16 protein-coding genes, 1 rRNA gene and 1 riboswitch are annotated in these 20,766 nt (G+C 41.2%); of the genes, 11 read left to right on the top strand and 6 right to left on the bottom strand.

Annotation, left to right across the window (positions count from 1 at the left end; translation table 11 throughout):
- Positions 1–74: 74 nt before the first annotated feature.
- The 3 genes from AACV01_RS08345 to AACV01_RS08335 are packed head-to-tail and all read right to left on the bottom strand — an operon-like array spanning position 75 to position 2,523.
- Entirely contained in the window at positions 75–1,256 is a 1,182-nt protein-coding gene (locus AACV01_RS08345) for a M20 metallopeptidase family protein (RefSeq protein ID WP_004246396.1), read from the bottom strand.
- Positions 1,256–1,705 (bottom strand): hypothetical protein, encoded by a 450-nt coding sequence (locus AACV01_RS08340; RefSeq protein WP_004246394.1) that lies wholly within the window; start codon positions 1,703–1,705, stop codon positions 1,256–1,258. Before AACV01_RS08340 ends, AACV01_RS08345 begins: the two co-directional genes overlap by 1 nt.
- A complete protein-coding gene (locus AACV01_RS08335; protein WP_004246392.1) occupies positions 1,702–2,523 on the bottom strand; it encodes a DUF3100 domain-containing protein in 822 nt (273 codons plus the stop codon). Before AACV01_RS08335 ends, AACV01_RS08340 begins: the two co-directional genes overlap by 4 nt.
- 564 nt (positions 2,524–3,087) lie before the next feature.
- Here AACV01_RS08335 and poxB point away from each other — a divergent pair.
- The gene (poxB, locus tag AACV01_RS08330; RefSeq protein WP_004246391.1) at positions 3,088–4,812 is read left to right on the top strand and encodes a ubiquinone-dependent pyruvate dehydrogenase; all 1,725 of its coding nucleotides are present in this window, start codon (positions 3,088–3,090) and stop codon (positions 4,810–4,812) included.
- Between the two features lie 91 nt (positions 4,813–4,903).
- On the opposite strand, the gene argE is transcribed toward poxB, so the two are convergent.
- Complete coding sequence (argE, locus tag AACV01_RS08325) at positions 4,904–6,067, bottom strand: acetylornithine deacetylase (RefSeq protein WP_004249893.1); 1,164 nt, start codon at positions 6,065–6,067, stop codon at positions 4,904–4,906.
- Between the two features lie 100 nt (positions 6,068–6,167).
- On the opposite strand from argE, the gene argC reads away from it, so the two are divergent.
- The 5 genes from argC (at position 6,168) to oxyR (ending at position 11,864) form a co-directional block, all read left to right on the top strand.
- A complete protein-coding gene (argC, locus tag AACV01_RS08320; RefSeq protein WP_012368682.1) occupies positions 6,168–7,172 on the top strand; it encodes an N-acetyl-gamma-glutamyl-phosphate reductase in 1,005 nt (334 codons plus the stop codon).
- A 20-nt stretch (positions 7,173–7,192) separates the two neighbouring features.
- Positions 7,193–7,966 (top strand): acetylglutamate kinase, encoded by a 774-nt coding sequence (argB, locus tag AACV01_RS08315; RefSeq protein ID WP_004246388.1) that lies wholly within the window; start codon positions 7,193–7,195, stop codon positions 7,964–7,966.
- Between the two features lie 64 nt (positions 7,967–8,030).
- Positions 8,031–9,242, top strand: a complete 1,212-nt coding sequence (locus tag AACV01_RS08310) for an argininosuccinate synthase (protein ID WP_004246387.1) — start codon at positions 8,031–8,033, stop codon at positions 9,240–9,242.
- Positions 9,243–9,334: 92 nt separating this feature from the next.
- Positions 9,335–10,717, top strand: a complete 1,383-nt coding sequence (argH, locus tag AACV01_RS08305) for an argininosuccinate lyase (protein ID WP_064497124.1) — start codon at positions 9,335–9,337, stop codon at positions 10,715–10,717.
- A gap of 229 nt (positions 10,718–10,946) precedes the next feature.
- Positions 10,947–11,864, top strand: coding sequence for a DNA-binding transcriptional regulator OxyR (gene oxyR / locus AACV01_RS08300; RefSeq protein WP_004249700.1), 918 nt, complete (start codon positions 10,947–10,949; stop codon positions 11,862–11,864).
- On the opposite strand, the gene sthA is transcribed toward oxyR, so the two are convergent.
- Positions 11,856–13,253: a Si-specific NAD(P)(+) transhydrogenase gene (gene sthA / locus AACV01_RS08295; protein ID WP_161682690.1), complete on the bottom strand. Its 1,398-nt coding sequence runs from the start codon at positions 13,251–13,253 to the stop codon at positions 11,856–11,858. The genes oxyR and sthA overlap by 9 nt on opposite strands.
- A 200-nt stretch (positions 13,254–13,453) precedes the next feature.
- On the opposite strand from sthA, the gene fabR reads away from it, so the two are divergent.
- Positions 13,454–14,134, top strand: coding sequence for an HTH-type transcriptional repressor FabR (gene fabR / locus AACV01_RS08290; RefSeq protein WP_004246383.1), 681 nt, complete (start codon positions 13,454–13,456; stop codon positions 14,132–14,134).
- A complete protein-coding gene (locus tag AACV01_RS08285) occupies positions 14,134–14,535 on the top strand; it encodes a YijD family membrane protein (protein WP_004249699.1) in 402 nt (133 codons plus the stop codon). Before fabR ends, AACV01_RS08285 begins: the two co-directional genes overlap by 1 nt.
- Before the next feature lie 121 nt (positions 14,536–14,656).
- Here AACV01_RS08285 and trmA read toward each other — a convergent pair whose 3' ends face one another.
- Positions 14,657–15,754: a tRNA (uridine(54)-C5)-methyltransferase TrmA gene (trmA, locus tag AACV01_RS08280; protein ID WP_049196677.1), complete on the bottom strand. Its 1,098-nt coding sequence runs from the start codon at positions 15,752–15,754 to the stop codon at positions 14,657–14,659.
- A gap of 113 nt (positions 15,755–15,867) precedes the next feature.
- Positions 15,868–16,070, top strand: a riboswitch (cobalamin riboswitch).
- Positions 16,071–16,139: 69 nt separating this feature from the next.
- On the opposite strand from trmA, the gene btuB reads away from it, so the two are divergent.
- The 3 genes from btuB to AACV01_RS08265 all read left to right on the top strand — a co-directional run bounded on the left by btuB (position 16,140) and on the right by AACV01_RS08265 (position 20,744).
- Positions 16,140–17,993, top strand: coding sequence for a TonB-dependent vitamin B12 receptor BtuB (gene btuB / locus AACV01_RS08275; RefSeq protein WP_126656226.1), 1,854 nt, complete (start codon positions 16,140–16,142; stop codon positions 17,991–17,993).
- Complete coding sequence (gene murI / locus AACV01_RS08270) at positions 17,938–18,804, top strand: glutamate racemase (protein WP_012368686.1); 867 nt, start codon at positions 17,938–17,940, stop codon at positions 18,802–18,804. Before btuB ends, murI begins: the two co-directional genes overlap by 56 nt.
- A gap of 397 nt (positions 18,805–19,201) precedes the next feature.
- Positions 19,202–20,744, top strand: a 16S ribosomal RNA gene (locus AACV01_RS08265).
- The last annotated feature ends 22 nt before the right edge of the window (positions 20,745–20,766 follow it).

Here is a 20,766-nt window from a genome sequence, read left to right as displayed (position 1 = left end):
TCTTCAGTTAAGATGAGGGACTAAAAAGCCCGTTTTTGCGGGGGCAAAAAACGGGCTTAGGGCAGAATAAGTAATTATTTGCGAGTTAGCAGATTAACAAAAATCTGTGCACCCACTAATAAGCAATCATCATCAACAAAATAAGGATTAGCATGAAGGTAGTTATTGATACCTTTAGCTTGATTACCACTGCCTAAAAAGAACATTGCGCCAACTTTACCTTTAGTGGCATTCACCATATAGCTAAAGTCTTCACTACCCGTCATTGGTTTACCGTTAGATTCGATATTCTCTTCTGGTAAAAATTGGCGAGTGGCTTCTAGTAAACGCTGATAAGCCGTAGGATGGTTAATAACAGCAGGGTAGCCTGTTGCTGTTAATGTTGTTTTAAATCCACCCGCTGTACTGCGCGCTACGATTTCATTAAAGCTTTCTTTTAATACTTTGTCGGTATTTTCATCCATAGAGCGGATAGTACCACGGGCTTGAACGTGATCTGCTAACGCATTAGGAATAGTACCGCCATTGATCATGCCGCAACCAAATACCGCAGGGCTAAAGGGATCAGTTTTTTTGGCAACCACATAATCCATATAATCAATTAAGCGAGTTGCTTCACGAATAGCATCTAAACCTTTATGCGGTGTAGATCCGTGCGCAGAAACACCATAAACATCTAATGTCCATGCTGAGCCGTAAGATGACATGACACCATCATTAAAACGTACACAACCGGTTTCGATAGCTGCATCATTATGTAGTGCGTAAGTTTCATCAACGCCTTCCATGCAACCTAACTCAACCATTTTGTCAGCACCAGGAACACGCATATCCTCTTCTGCCATTTGGAAAATAAAACGCACATTAGCGCTCATTTCTGCTTGGTTTTCAGCAAGGTATTTAGCGGCCGTTAATGCAATGGTCATATGAGTATCGTGACCACAATTATGTGCACAACCTTGATGGATAGAGCTGTGTTCGTTGTTCGTTAAGTCTGGCATTTCTAATCCATCCATATCTGCACGGATGGCAATTAGTGGAAAATCAGCATTAACAATTAAATCGGCAGTAAATCCAGTATAGCCATCAAAGGTTTTAATTTGATAGCCAAAGCTTTCCATCAATTCACGGCAATACTTTGATGTTTTATATTCTTCACCTGATAACTCAGGAATTTTGTGCAGATCTTGTCGTGTTTTTTTACTAAAGTCATTTAATTGAAAGAGTTTTTCGCTGACATTATAAATATTATTCATTAGATAACTCCCTGGATAGTAAATCCAATTTGTGCGACGATTGATGCGCCGAAGAAACAGCAGGTAGAAACAATCATGAAAATAAGGATCACTTTCCATGACATTTTCTTCAGTTCTTCTAATTGGCCACCAACGGATAAACCAGCAAATGCTAATAAAGGTACACAACAAGATAAGAAAGAGACTTTACCAATAGAACTAATAAAAAACTCTCTTACAGGTGTTTCAGGTAAACAAATAAGTATCCCGATAATAGTTGCATAAGCAAATGTTGGTAGAGATGAAGGTAAATATTGTTTAGCAACGAGTGAAATAAAAACCACTACAGACATAGCAATAAAGCTATCCCACATTGCATAAATAGCAATCCCTGATGTTAACGTTTGAGTAAACATTGCCAGTAAAATAGCAACGAATACTAATTTCATATCTATAATTATATTTTTCATGCAGTTTTGCCTCTGGTGAAAACTTTATAAATTTTTTCTGAAAGAGGTAAACCTAAATAGGTTAATGAGAGTGCGCCAAGTGCAGAAGATAATAAGTTAGATGCAGCCGCAACACTTAATACTTGTTGTGCTAAAGCTTCGTCTAAACCGTTAATTAATGCCCCTGATGCAGCACTTAACATTGAACCTGAACCTACGCCGGAGCCTGCTGCTAGAGCAAGTGGGTGTAAGCCTGTTAATGGTGCAAGACTACCTAATACGCTAAACCATAAAGTCCCGATAACAGAACCACATAAGTAAATAGCTAATACACCAATATATTCTTGTGAGCCAGTCCCAAATCTACCTTGAATAACGGCGATAGAAGGTTCTCGACTAATAGATGAACATGCACCAATTGCACGGCGACCAAAACCAAATTTAATGGCTAATGGTACGGCAATTAATACTGGTAATAAGTTTCCTAGCTCTTGAACAAATAAAGGAATACCGACACTTAAAATCATTTTTATATTTGGGACGATCATGCCAGCATATTGCGTACCTAAAATAAGTAGGCTGAAACCTACCATTTTACCGCAGAAGCCTTCTTCTTTTTCTGTAAATAATTTACCCCAAACTTTAATTTTTTTGCGGGTAAATCCAGCCGACATAAACATACCAATAATAACTGCAAATAACATTGGTAGAATAGGAATGACTGCAATGCCAATCTTAATTTCTTTTTTACCAATCACATATTGTGAAATAAAAATTAAGAAAAGGACTGCCAGAATACTAATAAAGAAAACCTTTATCGGACTTCTACTTTTGTCCATCCGTTAATCTCCGTAGAAAAATAAACAGGCTTTATTCTAGAGGACAAAAAGCAAAAGGTAGCGTGACCAATGTCATGTTTACTTCATACCTCTTTTTCATGGGACATGAAATAAAATAATAGTAATAAATTTATTAACAATTTGAGTTAACTGAAATTATTGAGGAAAGACAGAGAGTAAGGCTGAAATGTGTCAGCTATATTGTTAAATAAAATGATAGTAGAAAAAGAGCAATTAAAAATTAGTTTAATTATTAAAATAATCCTATAAGTTTATTTTGTCTAGCACTTGATGATTTTAATACAATATAAATGAGATAGATTCTTATTTAATGCGAAATGAGTCATAAAAGCGATAAGTGCATTTATCAATAGTATTATTTTTTATAGTTAATTTCCTTTATTAATTGACCTATCTACCGTGACAATCAATCAAGAGATGTTATTCTTAATATTTGATTTAATAACACGGTATTCTCTATATGATGTGGTAAAAGAGTCGGTTGTTATATCTGGGGCAGCATGTAGAGAGATTACCCACTAAAATAAAAAGGAAATGCGTCACATGAGTAAGCAAACAGTTGCAACCTATATTGCTAAAGTGCTCCATAATGCAGGTGTGAAACGTATTTGGGGGGTGACGGGCGATTCATTGAATGGATTAAGTGATAGCTTGCGCAAAATGGGTACCATTGAATGGATGGGCACACGCCATGAAGAAGTCGCGGCTTTTGCCGCCGGAGCAGAAGCGGCTATCAATGGTGAATTAGCCGTTTGTGCCGGCTCCTGTGGACCAGGTAACTTACACTTAATTAATGGACTTTTTGATTGTCATCGTAATCATGTTCCCGTGTTAGCAATTGCCGCTCATATTCCCTCTGCTGAAATTGGTAGTAATTACTTTCAAGAAACTCATCCTCAAGAGTTGTTTCGTGAATGTAGTCACTATTGTGAATTAGTCTCTAATCCCGATCAGATCCCACAAATTCTGGCTATCGCTATGCGCACCGCTATTTTGAAAAAGGGTGTTGCGGTGGTGGTATTACCCGGTGATGTAGCGTTAAAACCCGCTCCAGAAGATGCCCATGAAAATTGGTATCCACTACAATCACCACTGATTATGCCGAATCGTTTTGAAATCGAAAAACTTTCTGAGGCACTGAATAACGCTAAAAATATCACCTTAATGTGTGGTGCCGGTTGTGCTCAAGCACATGATGAAGTGGTGAAACTAGCACAAACCTTAAAAGCCCCTGTTGTGCATGCACTACGTGGTAAAGAGTATCTTGAGTGGAATAATCCATGTAGCGTGGGAATGACGGGTCTTATCGGTTTTTCATCGGGTTATCACGCAATGGAGAATGCCGATACTTTAGTACTGTTAGGTACTCAATTCCCTTATCGCGCTTTCTATCCTGCCAAAGCTAATATTATTCAAATTGACCTTAATCCAAGTAGCATTGGCTCACATTGCCATGTGGATATGGCTTTTGTTGGAGATGTCAAAGCAACCCTTAATGCATTACAACCGCGATTAAAAGAGAAAACAGATACCGCACATCTTGATGCCTCGTTAAAACATTATGCTAAAGCACGCAAAGATTTAGATGCATTGGCTCAACCTAGTGAGCGTGAGTTGATCCACCCTCAGTATTTAGCACGTCGATTAAGTGAATTAGCCAACGATGATGCGGTATTTACCTGTGATGTTGGCACGCCAACAGTTTGGGCGGCACGTTACGTGAAAATGAATGGTAAACGTCGTTTAATTGGTTCGTTTAACCATGGCTCAATGGCGAATGCGATGGCACAAGCTATTGGTATTCAAGCACTGGACAGAAAACGTCAAGTTGTGGCGATGTGCGGTGATGGTGGTTTTACCATGTTAATGGGTGATTTCATCTCATTGGCTCAAATGAACTTACCGGTGAAAGTGGTGATTTTTAATAACAGCGTATTAGGTTTTGTGGCGATGGAAATGAAAGCGGGGGGCTATTTGACTGACGGCACCGATTTACATAATCCTGATTTTGCCGCTATTGCCAATGCGGCGGGAATTAAAGGTATTCGCGTTGAGAAAGGCGAAGATCTTGATGAAGCATTAAAAACAGCCTTTGAACATGATGGCCCTGTTATTGTGGATGTGGTAACCGCAAAACAAGAGCTTTCCATGCCTCCGGAAATTAAATTTGAGCAGGCCAAAGGTTTTAGCTTGTATATGATGAAAGCGATTATTAATGGTCGTGGCGATGAAATAGTGCAATTAGCGAAAACCAACTGGTTGCGCTAATCATTAAACGCATAATCGTTATATTGCAAGTTGCAGGGGCTAATCGCCTACCTGCAACTTGTATTTCAACATAAGTCGATAGGATTTTTTATTATTTCGCTTTCTCTGCTAAACAAAAGTTTTCAATTAATTGTCCCATTAATTCACGAGTTGGCTCAATAAAAGCCATATCAATAAACTCATCAGGCTGGTGGGCTTGTTCAATGGAGCCCGGACCAAGCACTAGCGTAGGGCATAGCGCTTGAATAAAAGGTGCTTCGGTACAGTAATTAACAGTTTGCGCTTTCTCACCCAGTAGTTTTTCAATCACGGCAACCATTTTATGATCGGTCGGACACTCGTAGCCGGGAATAGGCTCGTGCAATGCTTCGACACTTAAACGTCCCGGCCAGCGCGCTTTTACCGGGGCTAATGTTTCGTGCAGCAGATCATCAAGATCTTGCAGCGTTAATCCCGGTAATGGGCGAATATCCATATGTAATTCACAGCAAGCACAAATTCTATTAGCAGCATCACCACCGTTAATATAACCAAAGTTCATGGTGGGATAGGGAATAACAAACGCCGGGTTGTTATAACGGGTTTTTAATCTATCGCGCAGTGTACTGAGATGGGTGATAGATTCATGCATTAACTCAATAGCGTTGACACCTTTTTCCGGATCACTAGAGTGACCGGATTGCCCAGTAATACGGATAGCATTAGATAAATGCCCTTTGTGAGCACGTATTGGTTGTAATGAGGTGGGTTCGCCAATAATAGCAAAATCAGGACGAATAGCGGTATTAGCGGCAAAATAACGTGCACCAGCCATCGACGTTTCTTCATCTGCTGTAGCAAGAATATACAGAGGATGTGTGAGTTGAGAGGTATCTATATCTCGCAATGCATCAATAATAAAGGCAAAAAAGCCTTTCATATCTGCCGTACCTAAACCATATAACTTGCCTTCTTTTTCCGTTAGGGTAAAGGGATCTTGAGTCCAACGCCCTTCATCAAATGGCACCGTATCCGTATGCCCACAGAGTAATAACCCGCCGGTTCCACTGCCAAGGGTAGCAAGTAGGTTAAATTTCCCTCTGGTTTCAGGTACTGGTTGTATTTCAATTGAAAAACCGAGTGTTTCCAACCAATTAGCCAATAGATTAATCAATGCCTCGTTACTTTGGTCTGTCTTAGCATCTGTTGCACTAATTGAGGGCGTTGCAATTAATTGTCGATAAAGCTCAATAAATGTAGGTAATTTAATATTCACTGTTGACAGCCTTTCTTCATAATAGTATCAATATTCATGCACTTTTTTTGAATAAAAATACATTAATCGGTTTGTGTTCATAGTACAAGGTAAGAATGACATGTTAAATACTCTGATTGTAGGAGCAAGTGGTTACACCGGTGCTGAATTAGCAGCCTATCTTCAGCAGCATCCCCATGTGAATTTGAGCAGACTGATGGTATCCGCTCAAAGTGTAGATGCAGGGAAGTGCTTTTCTGAGCTTTACCCACAATATCGTGGCTTAGTTGATTTGCCACTTGAGCCTATGGTCGATGTTGCTAATGCCGCTGAAAATATCGATATCGTTTTTTTAGCCACCGCACATGAAGTCAGTCATGACATTGCCCCTATTTTTCTCGCTCAGGGGTGTGTGGTGTTCGATTTATCTGGCGCCTACCGAGTACAAAATAAGCATTTCTACCAACAATACTATGGATTCGAGCATAAGAATACTGATTGGTTATCACAGGCGGTTTATGGTCTTGCCGAATGGAACGCTGATCAGATTAGTCAGGCTCAACTTATTGCTGTGCCGGGTTGTTATCCCACCGTTTCTCAGCTGTCGTTAAAGCCATTAGTTGAAGCGGGATTATTAGACAGCACTCACTGGCCTGTTATCAATGCCACCAGCGGTGTAAGTGGCGCAGGCAGAAAAGCGTCTTTAACAAACAGCTTTTGTGAAGTGAGTTTACAACCTTACGGTGTTTTTACGCATCGTCACCAACCGGAAATTGCTACTCACCTTGGCATTGATGTCATTTTTACTCCTCATCTTGGTAATTTTGCTAGGGGGATCTTAGCCACTATCACCTGTAAGTTAAAACAAGGTGTCACAGAAAATGAGGTAAGGCAGGCATTTGAAACAGCGTATCAAGGCCAACCGTTGGTACGTGTGTATGACAAAGGTCTACCTGCATTAAAAGCCGTTGTCGGTACCGCCTTTTGTGATATCGGGTTAGCACAACAAGGTGAGCATTTAATTATTGTCGGTGCGGAAGATAACTTATTAAAAGGGGCCGCAGCACAAGCGGTGCAATGTATGAACATTCGGTTCGGTTTTGCACCAACCGAAACACTTATCTAAATAATGAGTAGGGACGTTTTATGGAACCATTAATTATCAAACTAGGCGGTGTACTGCTAGATAACGAAAAAGCGTTAACACGTTTTTTTACAGCACTACAAGAATATCGCACTAGTCATAGCCGTCCATTAGTGATTGTTCATGGTGGTGGCTGTTTGGTTGATTCTCTGATGAAAAAGCTGCAATTGCCCGTTGTTAAAAAACAAGGCCTACGAGTTACCCCCGCCGATCAAATTGACATTATTACTGGCGCGTTGGCAGGAAGTGCCAATAAAACATTGCTGTCATGGGCCACACGCTTTGGTTTAAATGGTGTCGGACTTTGTTTGGGCGATGGCCAATTAGCCAAAGTAACAAAAATTAGTGATGAACTAGGTCATGTAGGAAATGCTGAACCTGGTTCTCCTGAGTTATTAAATCTATTACTGAATGCAGGGTATCTCCCGATTATTAGTTCTATAGGTGTGAGTATCCAAGGTGAACTGATGAATGTTAATGCCGACCAAGCGGCAACAGCGATTGCTGAAACCTTAGGCGCAGATTTGGTGTTGCTCTCAGATGTAAGTGGCATTTTGGATGGCAAAGGACAAAAACTCACAGAAATATCTGCCACAAAAGCGCAAGCATTAATCGACCAAGGCATTATCACCGACGGCATGATTGTTAAAGTTAATGCTGCGTTAGAAGCGGCAAAAACGCTTAGACGTCCTGTTGAAATAGCCAGTTGGCGTCACGCGGAAAAACTGACTGATTTATTTAATGGTATGGCGATCGGGACACGTATTTTAGCTTAAACACAACCACATAACGCTTTGTATATTGGCGAAACAAACACAATTGAGAATAAAGGTTATCACTATGACGAAAGGTATTAAAAAAATTGTACTGGCATATTCAGGTGGTCTAGACACATCGGCTATCATCCCTTGGTTAAAAGAGCATTATGACAATTGCGAGGTGGTTGCGTTTGTTGCTGATGTGGGACAAAGCCGTGAAGATCTGGAAGGCGTAGAGCAAAAAGCATTGGCGTCAGGGGCTAGTGAATGCTATGTGGTTGATTTAAGAGAAGAATTTATTAAAGACTATGTGTATCCAGTATTAAAAACAGGGGCATTATATGAAGGGAGCTATTTGTTAGGCACTTCAATGGCACGTCCTGTGATTGCGAAAGCACAAGTTGAATTGGCATTAAAACTCGGGGCTGATGCCTTGGCGCATGGCGCAACAGGTAAAGGTAATGACCAAGTTCGTTTTGAAAGTACTTATACCGCACTGGCACCGCAACTTAAAGTGGTTGCACCTTGGAGAGAGTGGGACTTGCGCTCCCGTGAAGCTCTACTGGATTATCTAAAAGTTCGTCATATTCCAACCACGGCGACACTTGAGAAAATTTATAGTCGTGATGAAAACGCATGGCATATCTCAACAGAAGGCGGAGTGTTAGAAAGTCCATGGAATGCTTCTAATGAAGATTGCTGGGCATGGACGGTAGATCCGAAAAAAGCCCCTGATACACCTGAACAGGTTTCTGTAACGGTAAAAGCAGGTGAAGTGGTTGCTATCAATGGCAAAGCTCAATCCCCTTATGAGTGTTTAGCTACATTAAATACGCTAGGCGTAAAACACGGTATTGGTCGTATTGATATTGTGGAAAATCGTCTGGTCGGTATGAAATCTCGCGGTTGCTATGAAACCCCGGGAGGCACCATTATGATGGCGGCACTGCGTGGTGTTGAGCAACTGGTTTTGGATAGAGATGCTTTTAAATGGCGTCAACAGTTGGGTTTAGAAATGTCTTATGTTGTTTATGACGGTCGTTGGTTTACGCCAATTCGGGCTTCATTACAAGCTGCCGCTGACTCGCTGGCAACAGAGGTAAATGGCGAAGTGGTGTTAGAGCTTTATAAAGGCCATGTAAATGCTATTCAGAAAAAATCTGACAACAGCCTCTACTCGGAAGAGTTCGCCACCTTTGGTGAAGATGAAGTCTATGATCACAGCCATGCAGAAGGGTTTATCCGCCTATACTCTTTGCCATCACGTATTCGGGCATTAAGTAAAAAGAAATAAGGTGAGACCAATAAGAGTGATGTGACAAAAGGCATCACTCTATACATTTTTATCAAGCATGACTTTTAACAAAGACAAAATAGGATGTGATTATGGCACTTTGGGGTGGACGTTTTAGTCAGCAAGCTGATCAACGGTTTAAACAATTCAATGATTCACTGCGGTTTGACTATCGACTCGCACAACAAGATATCTTTGGTTCAGTAGCTTGGTCTAAAGCGTTAGTCACAGTAGGTGTCTTATCGCAGGATGAACAAGCTCAACTTGAACAGGCACTTTATGAACTGTCTGAGGAAGTAACAGCTAATCCTCATTCTATTTTACAAAGTGATGCGGAAGATATTCATAGTTGGGTAGAGAGCAAACTGATTGCCAAAGTGGGTGATTTAGGTAAGAAGTTGCACACTGGACGTAGCCGTAATGATCAGGTCGCGACAGATTTAAAATTGTGGTGTAAAGAAGAAGTCGTCCACTTACGTCAGGCTATTATTGAATTACAAAAGGCGTTAGTGGTAACCGCTGAGCAAAATCAACATGCTGTGATGCCCGGTTATACTCATTTACAACGTGCTCAACCCGTCACTTTTGCGCATTGGTGTTTAGCTTATAAAGAGATGTTAGCAAGAGATGAGAGTCGTTTAGCGGATGCATTAACGCGTTTAGATGTAAGTCCACTGGGTAGTGGCGCTTTGGCGGGTACCGCTTATGATATTGATCGTGAACAATTAGCTCAATGGTTGGGTTTTGCCAGTGCAACAAACAATAGTTTAGATAGCGTATCAGATAGAGATCATGTGTTAGAGCTATTATCTGCGGCCGCTATTGGTATGGTGCATCTTTCTCGTTTTGCTGAAGATTTGATTTTCTTTAATAGTGGGGAAGCAGGTTTTATTGAGCTTTCAGATAAAGTCACTTCTGGCTCTTCATTAATGCCACAGAAGAAAAATCCTGATGCATTAGAACTTATTCGTGGTAAGTGCGGGCGTGTACAAGGGGCATTAACTGCAATGATGATGACTCTAAAAGGGTTGCCTCTTGCTTATAATAAAGATATGCAAGAAGACAAAGAAGGGCTGTTTGATGCCGTTGATACTTGGTCTGATTGTTTGCATATGGCAACATTAGTGCTTGATGGGTTGCAGGTTCGCCGTCCTCGTTGTGAAGAGGCCGCAAAACAAGGTTATGCCAATGCGACAGAGCTTGCTGATTATTTAGTCGCAAAAGGGGTGCCATTTCGCCAAGCTCACCATATTGTCGGTGAAGTTGTTGTTAGTGCAATTGAGCAAGGTAAAGCGCTTGAAGAATTGGCGCTATCTGAATTACAGAAGTTTAGTAGCAAAATTACCGTTGAAGTTTACGAGATCCTTTCATTGCAATCTTGTTTAGATAAACGATTAGCAAAAGGAGGGGTATCTCAACAGCAGGTTTCTTATGCCATTACTGAGGCCAAAAAACAGCTTAATATGGATGAGTAGTTTTATCCCATTGTATAACTGACAGATTATTCAAAAAAAGCGGGGTGGTTCATGCCCTGCTTTTTTATGGACGCTTACCGATAATAATAGTTTAATCAATTGATATATCACCATTTATTGATAAAAGATGAAAAAATCACGTTACAATAACGCACGATTGATAGAAAAATTTATCAGTTGTTATATTATCTATAGCTATTAACTATCAGTAATAAGTATGGGATCTGCAATGAATATCCGTGATTTGGAATATCTGGTGGCTCTAGCTGAGCATAAACATTTTCGCCGTGCGGCAGATTCTTGCCATGTGAGCCAGCCAACATTAAGTGGCCAAATTCGTAAACTTGAGGACGAATTAGGCGTTATGTTACTTGAAAGAACCAGTCGCAAAGTACTGTTTACCCAGCAGGGATTATTGCTAGTAGAGCAAGCGAAAACGGTATTACGTGAAGTGAAAGTGCTACAAGAAATGGCATCACTACAAGGTGAGAGTATGGCAGGGCCGTTACATATTGGGCTTATTCCTACTGTTGGACCTTATTTATTACCGCATATTATTCCCGAATTACATAGAAACTACCCTAAGTTAGAGATGTATCTTCACGAAGCACAAACCAATAGCTTATTAGCTCAGTTAGATAGCGGTAAACTCGACTGTGCTATTTTAGCCATGGTAAAAGAGAGTGCCCCTTTTATAGAAGTGCCTTTGTTTGAAGAGCCGATGAAATTAGCTATTTATGATGAGCATCCATGGCATGATCGCAAATCAGTGCCGATGGGGGACTTAGCAGGCCAACGTTTATTAATGTTAGAAGATGGGCATTGCTTACGTGATCAAGCTTTAGGTTTTTGTTTCCAAGCAGGGGCTAAAGAAGATACCCATTTTAGAGCAACTAGTTTAGAAACATTGCGTAATATGGTCGCTGCAGGAAGTGGTATTACACTTTTACCTGATTTAGCGGTACCTCAAGCACAAAAACGCGATGGCGTTTGCTATTTAGATTGTACTTCACCTAACCCATCACGTTCTATTATTTTGGCTTATCGCCCCGGATCGCCTTTGCGTAATCGTTATGAACAATTAGCAGAGACAATCCGTGATCATATGACCGCATTTTATGAGGCTAAGAAAGCAGCATCAAAATAAGCGATTTAAACCATTTAAAGCAGCAACGCGATAGGCTTCCGCCATGGTTGGATAGTTGAAGGTGGTATTAACGAAGTATTCGATAGTATTGCCTTCTCCTTTCTGCTCCATAATTGCTTGGCCGATATGAATTATTTCAGCAGCGCGCTCGCCAAAGCAGTGAATACCTAAAATTTGCTTGGTTTCACGGTGAAAAAGAATTTTTAAGCTACCGACATTCATACCCGCAATTTGGGCCCTGGCAAGATGCTTAAATTGTGAACGACCGACCTCATAGGGGATCTTCATTGCGGTGAGTTGCTGTTCCGTTTTACCCACAGAGCTGATTTCTGGAATGGTATAGATACCCGTTGGAATATCTTCAATTAAATGCGTTTCCGAGGTGCCAGTGGTAAGCGCAAGTGCCGCAATGCGCCCTTGATCATAAGCCGCAGAGGCTAAGCTTGGATAGCCAATCACATCACCCACTGCATAGATATGTTCACAACTGGTTTGATAATGCGCATTAACTGCCACTTGTCCACGGCTATCGGTTTTGATCCCAACATTTTCTAAACCAAGCGTATCGGTATTACCCGTTCTACCATTAGCATAAAGCAGACAATCGGCTTTGACTTTCTTACCGGATTTTAGATGAACAATAACGCCATCATCAACGCCTTCGATGGTGTCGTACTCTTCATTGTGTCGAATAACAATACCGTTATTCCAAAAATGGTAAGAGAGTGCATCTGACATTTCTTGATCAAGGAATGACAGTAGATGATCACGAGTATTAATTAAATCAACTTTTACTCTTAGACCTCTGAAAATAGAAGCGTATTCACAACCAATGACCCCAGCACCATAAATAATGACATGGCGAGGTTCATGCTCAAGGTCGAGTATGGTATCGCTGTTATAAATACGAGAGTGTGAGAAATCAACATCCGGTGGGCAATAAGGGCGAGAGCCTGTGGCAATAATAAAATTATCTGCACTGAGAATATCACAAGTACCATCAGGATAACGTACGCTAATTCTATGATCATCAATAAAAGTAGCTTCGCCTGAATACATCGTACAATGATTACGCTCGTAGAAGCCTTGACGCATTTTAGTCTGTTGACTGATTACCGTGCTGGCTTGGCGTAGTATTTGAGAAAAAGAGGAGTTGATCAGGCGAGATTGGTCGCTATAGAGCGGGTTTTGATTAAACTCGATAATACGACTGACCGCGTGGCGTAGAGCTTTTGAAGGGATAGTTCCCCAGTGAGTACAACCACCACCGACTTGATCATAACGTTCAATGACGGCGACGCGTTTTCCTTGTTTAACCAGCCCCATGGCCGCGCCTTCACCACCAGGACCTGAACCGATTACAATTGCATCGAAATGAGAATGTTGCATAGGAAGAGACCTGTTTTATACAAAACGACAACGACATATTAACATTAGAATGAATAATAGCCCAATTGACATTAGGGGCATTAGTCACACTTTATTTAGTTTTTTATCTGAATGTGTCGTTATGGATAACGGTACGTACTTATTTTCTGTAAAAATTTGATATATTGGTTATAAACCACATTTGGATTATCAGGATTGCTGTGAGTAATAATATTGGCATCAGAGCGAAACAAAAAGAAAAAACCCGCCGTTCTTTGATTGAAGCAGCTTTTAGCCAACTCAGTGCAGAACGTAGTTTTACTAGCCTAAGCTTACGAGAAGTGGCGCGAGAAGCGGGTATTGCACCTACCTCATTTTATCGTCATTTTAAAGATGTTGATGAGTTGGGGTTAACTATGGTCGATGAAAGTGGACTGATGCTACGTCAATTGATGCGACAAGCACGACAGCGTATCGCTAAAGGTGGAAGTGTGATCCGTACATCGGTTTCTACCTTTATGGAATTTATTGGTAATAATCCGAATGCTTTTCGATTATTGTTACGTGAACGCTCTGGCACATCTGCTGAATTTCGTGCCGCTGTCGCACGAGAGATCCAACATTTTATTGCAGAACTGGCAGACTACCTTGAGCAAGAAAGTAATATGCCTCGTTATTTTACTGAAATGCAGGCTGAAGCGATGGTGACTATCGTATTTAGTGCAGGGGCAGAAGCATTAGATATTGATATTGAAAAACGCCAACAATTAGAAGAAAGATTAGTAATACAACTACGGATGATTGCCAAAGGCGCTTACTATTGGTATCGACGTGATTTAGAAACACCTCTACAAAATAACCCCGAAATAAAGAAAAAAATGCATCAGAAAGGAGATAAATGATGGAACAAAATCGCTGTGAAAAAAGCACACTATTACTTTCCGTAGTTATCGGTGTTGCTTTACATGGTAGTTACTCAACTTTATTTAACCCACTTACTGGACCTTGGTCTATTTTTCCACTGATTAGTTTAGTTCTAGCTGTTTACTGCTTATACCAACGTTATTTAAATCAACCAATGACTGATGGTATGCCTAAGTTAATTTTCTCATTCTTTTTATTAGGGCTATTTGGTTACAATGCTTATTTAAAAACCTCTAACCCTGAAATGGGCTCTAACTTCTTCTCTTCTGTATGTATTGTGATTATTGCTCTATGGATTTATCGTCAAATTAAACAGCGTAAACGTCTACGTGAACAGGAAGAAGACGCTGAGAAAGCATCGCAAGCAGAGCAATATTAATTGTTATCAGCTTTTGGTTGTAAACACAGCGAGATTTTGACACCAGTAAGTGCACTTACTGGTGTTTTGTTTTTATTGGGGTTTTGGTGGTAATTTCTGCTATAACTTCTAAAACTAAAAGTTATCTTTTCTCTAATAACACACCACATTCCATATGATGGGTGTAAGGGAATTGGTCAAAAAGTGCTAACTTACTGATTTTGTGAGTTTTGATCAGCGTTTCTAAATTCTGGCACAGAGTCTGCGGATTACAAGAGATATATAAAATGCGCGAGTAATTCTTAACCAACTCAATAGTTTTCTCATCCAAACCACTGCGTGGTGGGTCAACAAAAATAGTTTCACATTGGTAATCTTGTAGATTAATCCCTTCTAAGCGTTTAAATTCCCTTACGCCATTCATTGCTTGAGTAAAATCTTCTGCTGACATACGAATAATTTTAACATTATCAATATGGTTCATCGCGATATTATATTGCGCTGCATGCACTGAAGGCTTCGCTATCTCAGTGGCCAGCACTCGCTTAAAATTACGCGCAAGGGCGAGAGAGAAATTGCCGTTACCACAATAAAGCTCTAACAGATCACCGGTTGAGTTTTCAGTGACTGATAGTGCCCATTCCAACATCTTAATATTGACCTGTGCATTAGGTTGGGTAAAGCTATTTTCTACTTGACGATAGATCATCTGTTGACCAGCAACAGGTAATACTTCATCGACAAAATCATTATCGAGCATAATTTTAGTTTTATATGCACGGCCAATTAATTGCACATCAAACCCCTGAGCAATTAATGTTTGGCGTAATGCTGTCGCTTCTTGTTGCCAAGTCTCATCAATTTTTTTGTGATATAACAACGATACAATGATTTTATTGCTTAAGGTTGAAAGATAATCAATTTGAAATAATTTATGGCGCAGTGTTGGTTTATCTTTTATTTCTGCCAATAAAGCTACCATCATCTGATTAATCAGTTGACTCGCCACTGGAAATTGGTCAACGCGGATACGCTGCTTAGTCTCTTGATCAAACATAATATGATACAGAGCGTCCTGCTCATGCCAGATGCGAAATTCTGCACGCATACGATAATGTTGTTCTGGTGATGAAAAAACTTCCACATTAGGCGCATTAAAAGGAGCCATCATCTTTTGTAGGCGTTCGGTCTTTTCATTCAGTTGAGACTGGTATGTTTGCGTTGGTAATGAATTTTGCATGGTATCTCGCCTTGTTTTTGGCAGTAATAAAGTTAAGCGAGCGAAATTGTAGAGATCCTCATGAAGATGTCCAGTATTCTTCATGTTCAATTTCTGGACTCAGTGAAGTTGGCATCGTAGCATAGCGATTCGGTCTCCGATATGGAGTGAAAAGGGAATCTGGTGCAAAGCCAGAACTGACGCGCAGCGGTAATAGGATCAAGGATAATAAAAGACACTGCAATGCACCAAAATCAGTGCTGTGGGAAGTCATTATCTTAAATGCTCAGAGTATTTAACCTAGAGTCCGAAGACCTGCCGAACATTTGTCGCATGTAAAATTAAGTACGCGTTTTATTTAATTTTGGCGGCATCCTGCTACTTATTTCTGTTGGATGCAGATTTCATGAATAATAAAAAAGTATTTTTTCTTTCAAGTGTTGCTTTAAGTGTTATGACGAGCAGTTTCAACCTATTTGCACAGGCTGATAATACATTGAGTGTGACTGCTAATCGTTTTCAACAACCTACCTCCTCTATTTTAGCGCCAGTGACTATTGTTGATCGTGAACAGATCGATCGCTGGCAGAGCAATAGTGTGCTTGATGTATTGCGTAGAATGCCAGGGATTGATGTAGCACAAAGTGGTGGTATAGGGCAGATGAGTTCAGTCTTTGTGCGAGGAACTGACTCAAGACATGTATTAATATTAATTGATGGTGTACGTACTAACCAAGCAGGGATTTCTGGCTCTTACGATATGAGTCAACTGCCTCTTTCTTTAGTACAACGTATTGAATATATAAGAGGCCCTCGTTCGGCTGTTTATGGCTCCGATGCGATTGGTGGGGTCATTAATTTTATAACGAAACGCCCAAATGATGGCTTAACGTTAAATGCAGGAATAGGAAGCCATGGATATCAAAATTACAATGGTTCAATACAACAAAAGGTAGGTGAGAGAACCACATTATCTGCGGCAGGTGGATATACTTATACTAAGGGAATACATGCAACGGATGATTCTGTCCCTGTTGCCGCCCCTTTTCATGACAGACATGGATTTATGAATAAATCCTATTGGTTTGGTATCGACCATATTTTTAATGATAACTTTCAAGGCTACATGAAAGGGTATGGTTATGATAATCGTACTACTTATGTTGCATCTTATCCCGGTAATACAGATCAAAGTAAAACTTATAATCGTAATTATGAAGCGGGTATTAAGTTCAGTGGTGATTCCTATTTTAGTCAATTAATTACGGTGTATAGCCAAACTAAAGACTATAACTACATTTCAACAAATGGCCGTGATGGTAAGGGCTCTTCTGTAGATAATTCTAAACAATATAATGTTCAATGGGGGAACACCTTTTTAATTCCAAGTGGCATGATCAGCGCTGGAATGGATTGGCAAAGACAAACGATTGAAGCGAATTCAGCATCAGTACCTCATCAAAGAACAATTGATAATACTGGGCTATATCTCACATCTCAAAAACAACTTAGTTCAGTTATCGTCGAAGGTGCTATTCGTTCTGATCACCACGATGAATTTAACTGGCATACTACATGGCAAACCAGTGCAAGTTGGGAGTTCGTCGATAACTATCGAGTAATTGCTTCTTATGGTACGGCATTTAAGGCTCCTACATTGGGGCAACTTTATGCGGATAATCCTGCATGGAACACAAAAGGTAATCCCAACTTAAAACCAGAGAAAAGTAAGCAGTGGGAAGTGGGCGTTGAAGGGTTAACTCAAGGGATTGATTGGCGTTTATCTCTATATCAAAATGATATTGATAATCTGATTGCTTTTAGAGATAACACTTACATTAATTACAATAAAGCTAAAATAAAAGGTGCTGAATGGGTTGGTGAGATGGATACTGGATTATTACATCATCAATTAACATTGCAGTACCTTGATGCTAGAGATAGTGATAATAAACTATTAAGCAGAAGAGCAAAGCAACAGCTTAAGTATCAAGTAGATTGGAATATCGCAGATATAGATATTGGAATTAATTATCAATATATAGGAAAGCGCTATGATACGGACTTTAACCAATATCCTACGAAAAGAATAAAACTAGGTGGGGTAAGTCTTTGGGATTTAACTGCGTCATATCCTATTACATCTCATCTCTCAATTCGTGGTAGAATAGCCAACCTGTTTGATAAAGATTATGAGACAGCTTATGGCTATCGCACGCCAGGACGTGAATATTTCCTCACCGGAAGCTACAACTTCTGATGCACAATCTACCGCTAATCCCACTGTCTTAGTTTTTGACTCAGGGGTTGGCGGTTTATCTATTTATCGAGAGATCCGTGAAAAACTGCCGGATGCTCACTATATCTATGTTTTCGATAATGAAGCATTTCCTTATGGTGAGAAACCACAAGAGTTTATTATTGAGCGTGTCGTTCGTATCGTCAGTGCTGTCGCGCAACAGCATGAGTTAGCAGCGATTGTGATCGCTTGTAATACAGCAAGTACAGTAAGTCTGCCTGCTTTACGTGCTAAATTTACTGATATCCCCATTGTTGGTGTTGTTCCTGCGATTAAACCTGCAGCAAAACTTACCTGTAATGGTGTGGTCGGTCTATTAGCCACAAGAGCAACGGTTAAGCGACCTTATACTCATGAGCTTATCGAACGCTTTGCGACAGAGTGTAAAGTGCATCTATTAGGTTCAGCAGAGCTGGTGGAGTTGGCTGAAAAAAAACTGCATGGCGAAAAGGTGTCATGCGATGAGCTACGTAGAATTTTAGCCCCTTGGCTTAAAATGAAAGAGCCACCAGATACGGTAGTATTAGGGTGTACCCATTTTCCTCTATTAGAAGAAGAGTTACTTTCTGTTTTGCCTGATGGTACTCGAATTATTGATTCTGGTGGTGCAATTGCAAGAAGAACTGCGTGGTTAGTTGTAAATCAAGATAAAATCAGAGGTTCAAAAGAAATTAGTTTTGCTTACTGTCTTAAAGAAGATGAGTATAGTGAATTATTAAAACCGGTTTTAGCCGATTTTGGCTTTAAAATGCTCAGAAAATTGGCGCTTTAAGTTAAATTTGTTGGAAAATTAAACGGTCGGTAAAAAAATCAAAAAAAAGTGTTGCCAGCTTCACAAAACTCCCTATAATGCGCCCTCGTTGTCACGGCACAGGGCGCTAAGCGAACCGGTTGAGAGAACAAAAGAAAAAGTGAAAAGCCTGATAAATTAGCGCTTGACACTGAATGAGGAAGATGTAGAATGCACCTCCTCGCAACAACGCAGAAGACCGGAAACGGCAGCGATAGTTGCACTGCTCTTTAACAAATTATCAGACAATCTGTGTGGGCACTCGCAGAGACGATATCTTCTAAAAAATTAGATGTATCAAGTCTTGAAGAGTGACTAACAAGTTAATTCATATAATGAATAAGCTAAGTTTTCGATTTCTTTGAGCATCAAACACTTTTAATTGAAGAGTTTGATCATGGCTCAGATTGAACGCTGGCGGCAGGCCTAACACATGCAAGTCGAGCGGTAACAGGAGAAAGCTTGCTTTCTTGCTGACGAGCGGCGGACGGGTGAGTAATGTATGGGGATCTGCCCGATAGAGGGGGATAACTACTGGAAACGGTGGCTAATACCGCATAATGTCTACGGACCAAAGCAGGGGCTCTTCGGACCTTGCACTATCGGATGAACCCATATGGGATTAGCTAGTAGGTGGGGTAAAGGCTCACCTAGGCGACGATCTCTAGCTGGTCTGAGAGGATGATCAGCCACACTGGGACTGAGACACGGCCCAGACTCCTACGGGAGGCAGCAGTGGGGAATATTGCACAATGGGCGCAAGCCTGATGCAGCCATGCCGCGTGTATGAAGAAGGCCTTAGGGTTGTAAAGTACTTTCAGCGGGGAGGAAGGTGATAAGGTTAATACCCTTGTCAATTGACGTTACCCGCAGAAGAAGCACCGGCTAACTCCGTGCCAGCAGCCGCGGTAATACGGAGGGTGCAAGCGTTAATCGGAATTACTGGGCGTAAAGCGCACGCAGGCGGTCAATTAAGTCAGATGTGAAAGCCCCGAGCTTAACTTGGGAATTGCATCTGAAACTGGTTGGCTAGAGTCTTGTAGAGGGGGGTAGAATTCCATGTGTAGCGGTGAAATGCGTAGAGATGTGGAGGAATACCGGTGGCGAAGGCGGCCCCCTGGACAAAGACTGACGCTCAGGTGCGAAAGCGTGGGGAGCAAACAGGATTAGATACCCTGGTAGTCCACGCTGTAAACGATGTCGATTTAGAGGTTGTGGTCTTGAACCGTGGCTTCTGGAGCTAACGCGTTAAATCGACCGCCTGGGGAGTACGGCCGCAAGGTTAAAACTCAAATGAATTGACGGGGGCCCGCACAAGCGGTGGAGCATGTGGTTTAATTCGATGCAACGCGAAGAACCTTACCTACTCTTGACATCCAGCGAATCCTTTAGAGATAGAGGAGTGCCTTCGGGAACGCTGAGACAGGTGCTGCATGGCTGTCGTCAGCTCGTGTTGTGAAATGTTGGGTTAAGTCCCGCAACGAGCGCAACCCTTATCCTTTGTTGCCAGCACGTAATGGTGGGAACTCAAAGGAGACTGCCGGTGATAAACCGGAGGAAGGTGGGGATGACGTCAAGTCATCATGGCCCTTACGAGTAGGGCTACACACGTGCTACAATGGCAGATACAAAGAGAAGCGACCTCGCGAGAGCAAGCGGAACTCATAAAGTCTGTCGTAGTCCGGATTGGAGTCTGCAACTCGACTCCATGAAGTCGGAATCGCTAGTAATCGTAGATCAGAATGCTACGGTGAATACGTTCCCGGGCCTTGTACACACCGCCCGTCACACCATGGGAGTGGGTTGCAAAAGAAGTAGGTAGCTTAACCTTCGGGAGGGCGCTTACCACTTTGTGATTCATGACTGGGGTGAAGTCGTAACAAGGTAACCGTAGGGGAACCTGCGGTTGGATCACCTCCTTACCTAAGAGATACGTGTTATGTG

Origin of the sequence: Proteus sp. G2609 (genome assembly GCF_963896135.1) — a bacterium.
Classification (GTDB): Bacteria; Pseudomonadota; Gammaproteobacteria; order Enterobacterales; family Enterobacteriaceae; genus Proteus; species Proteus mirabilis.
Note: the sequence above shows the minus strand (reverse complement) of the source record. Positions and strands in the feature narration are given on the sequence as shown.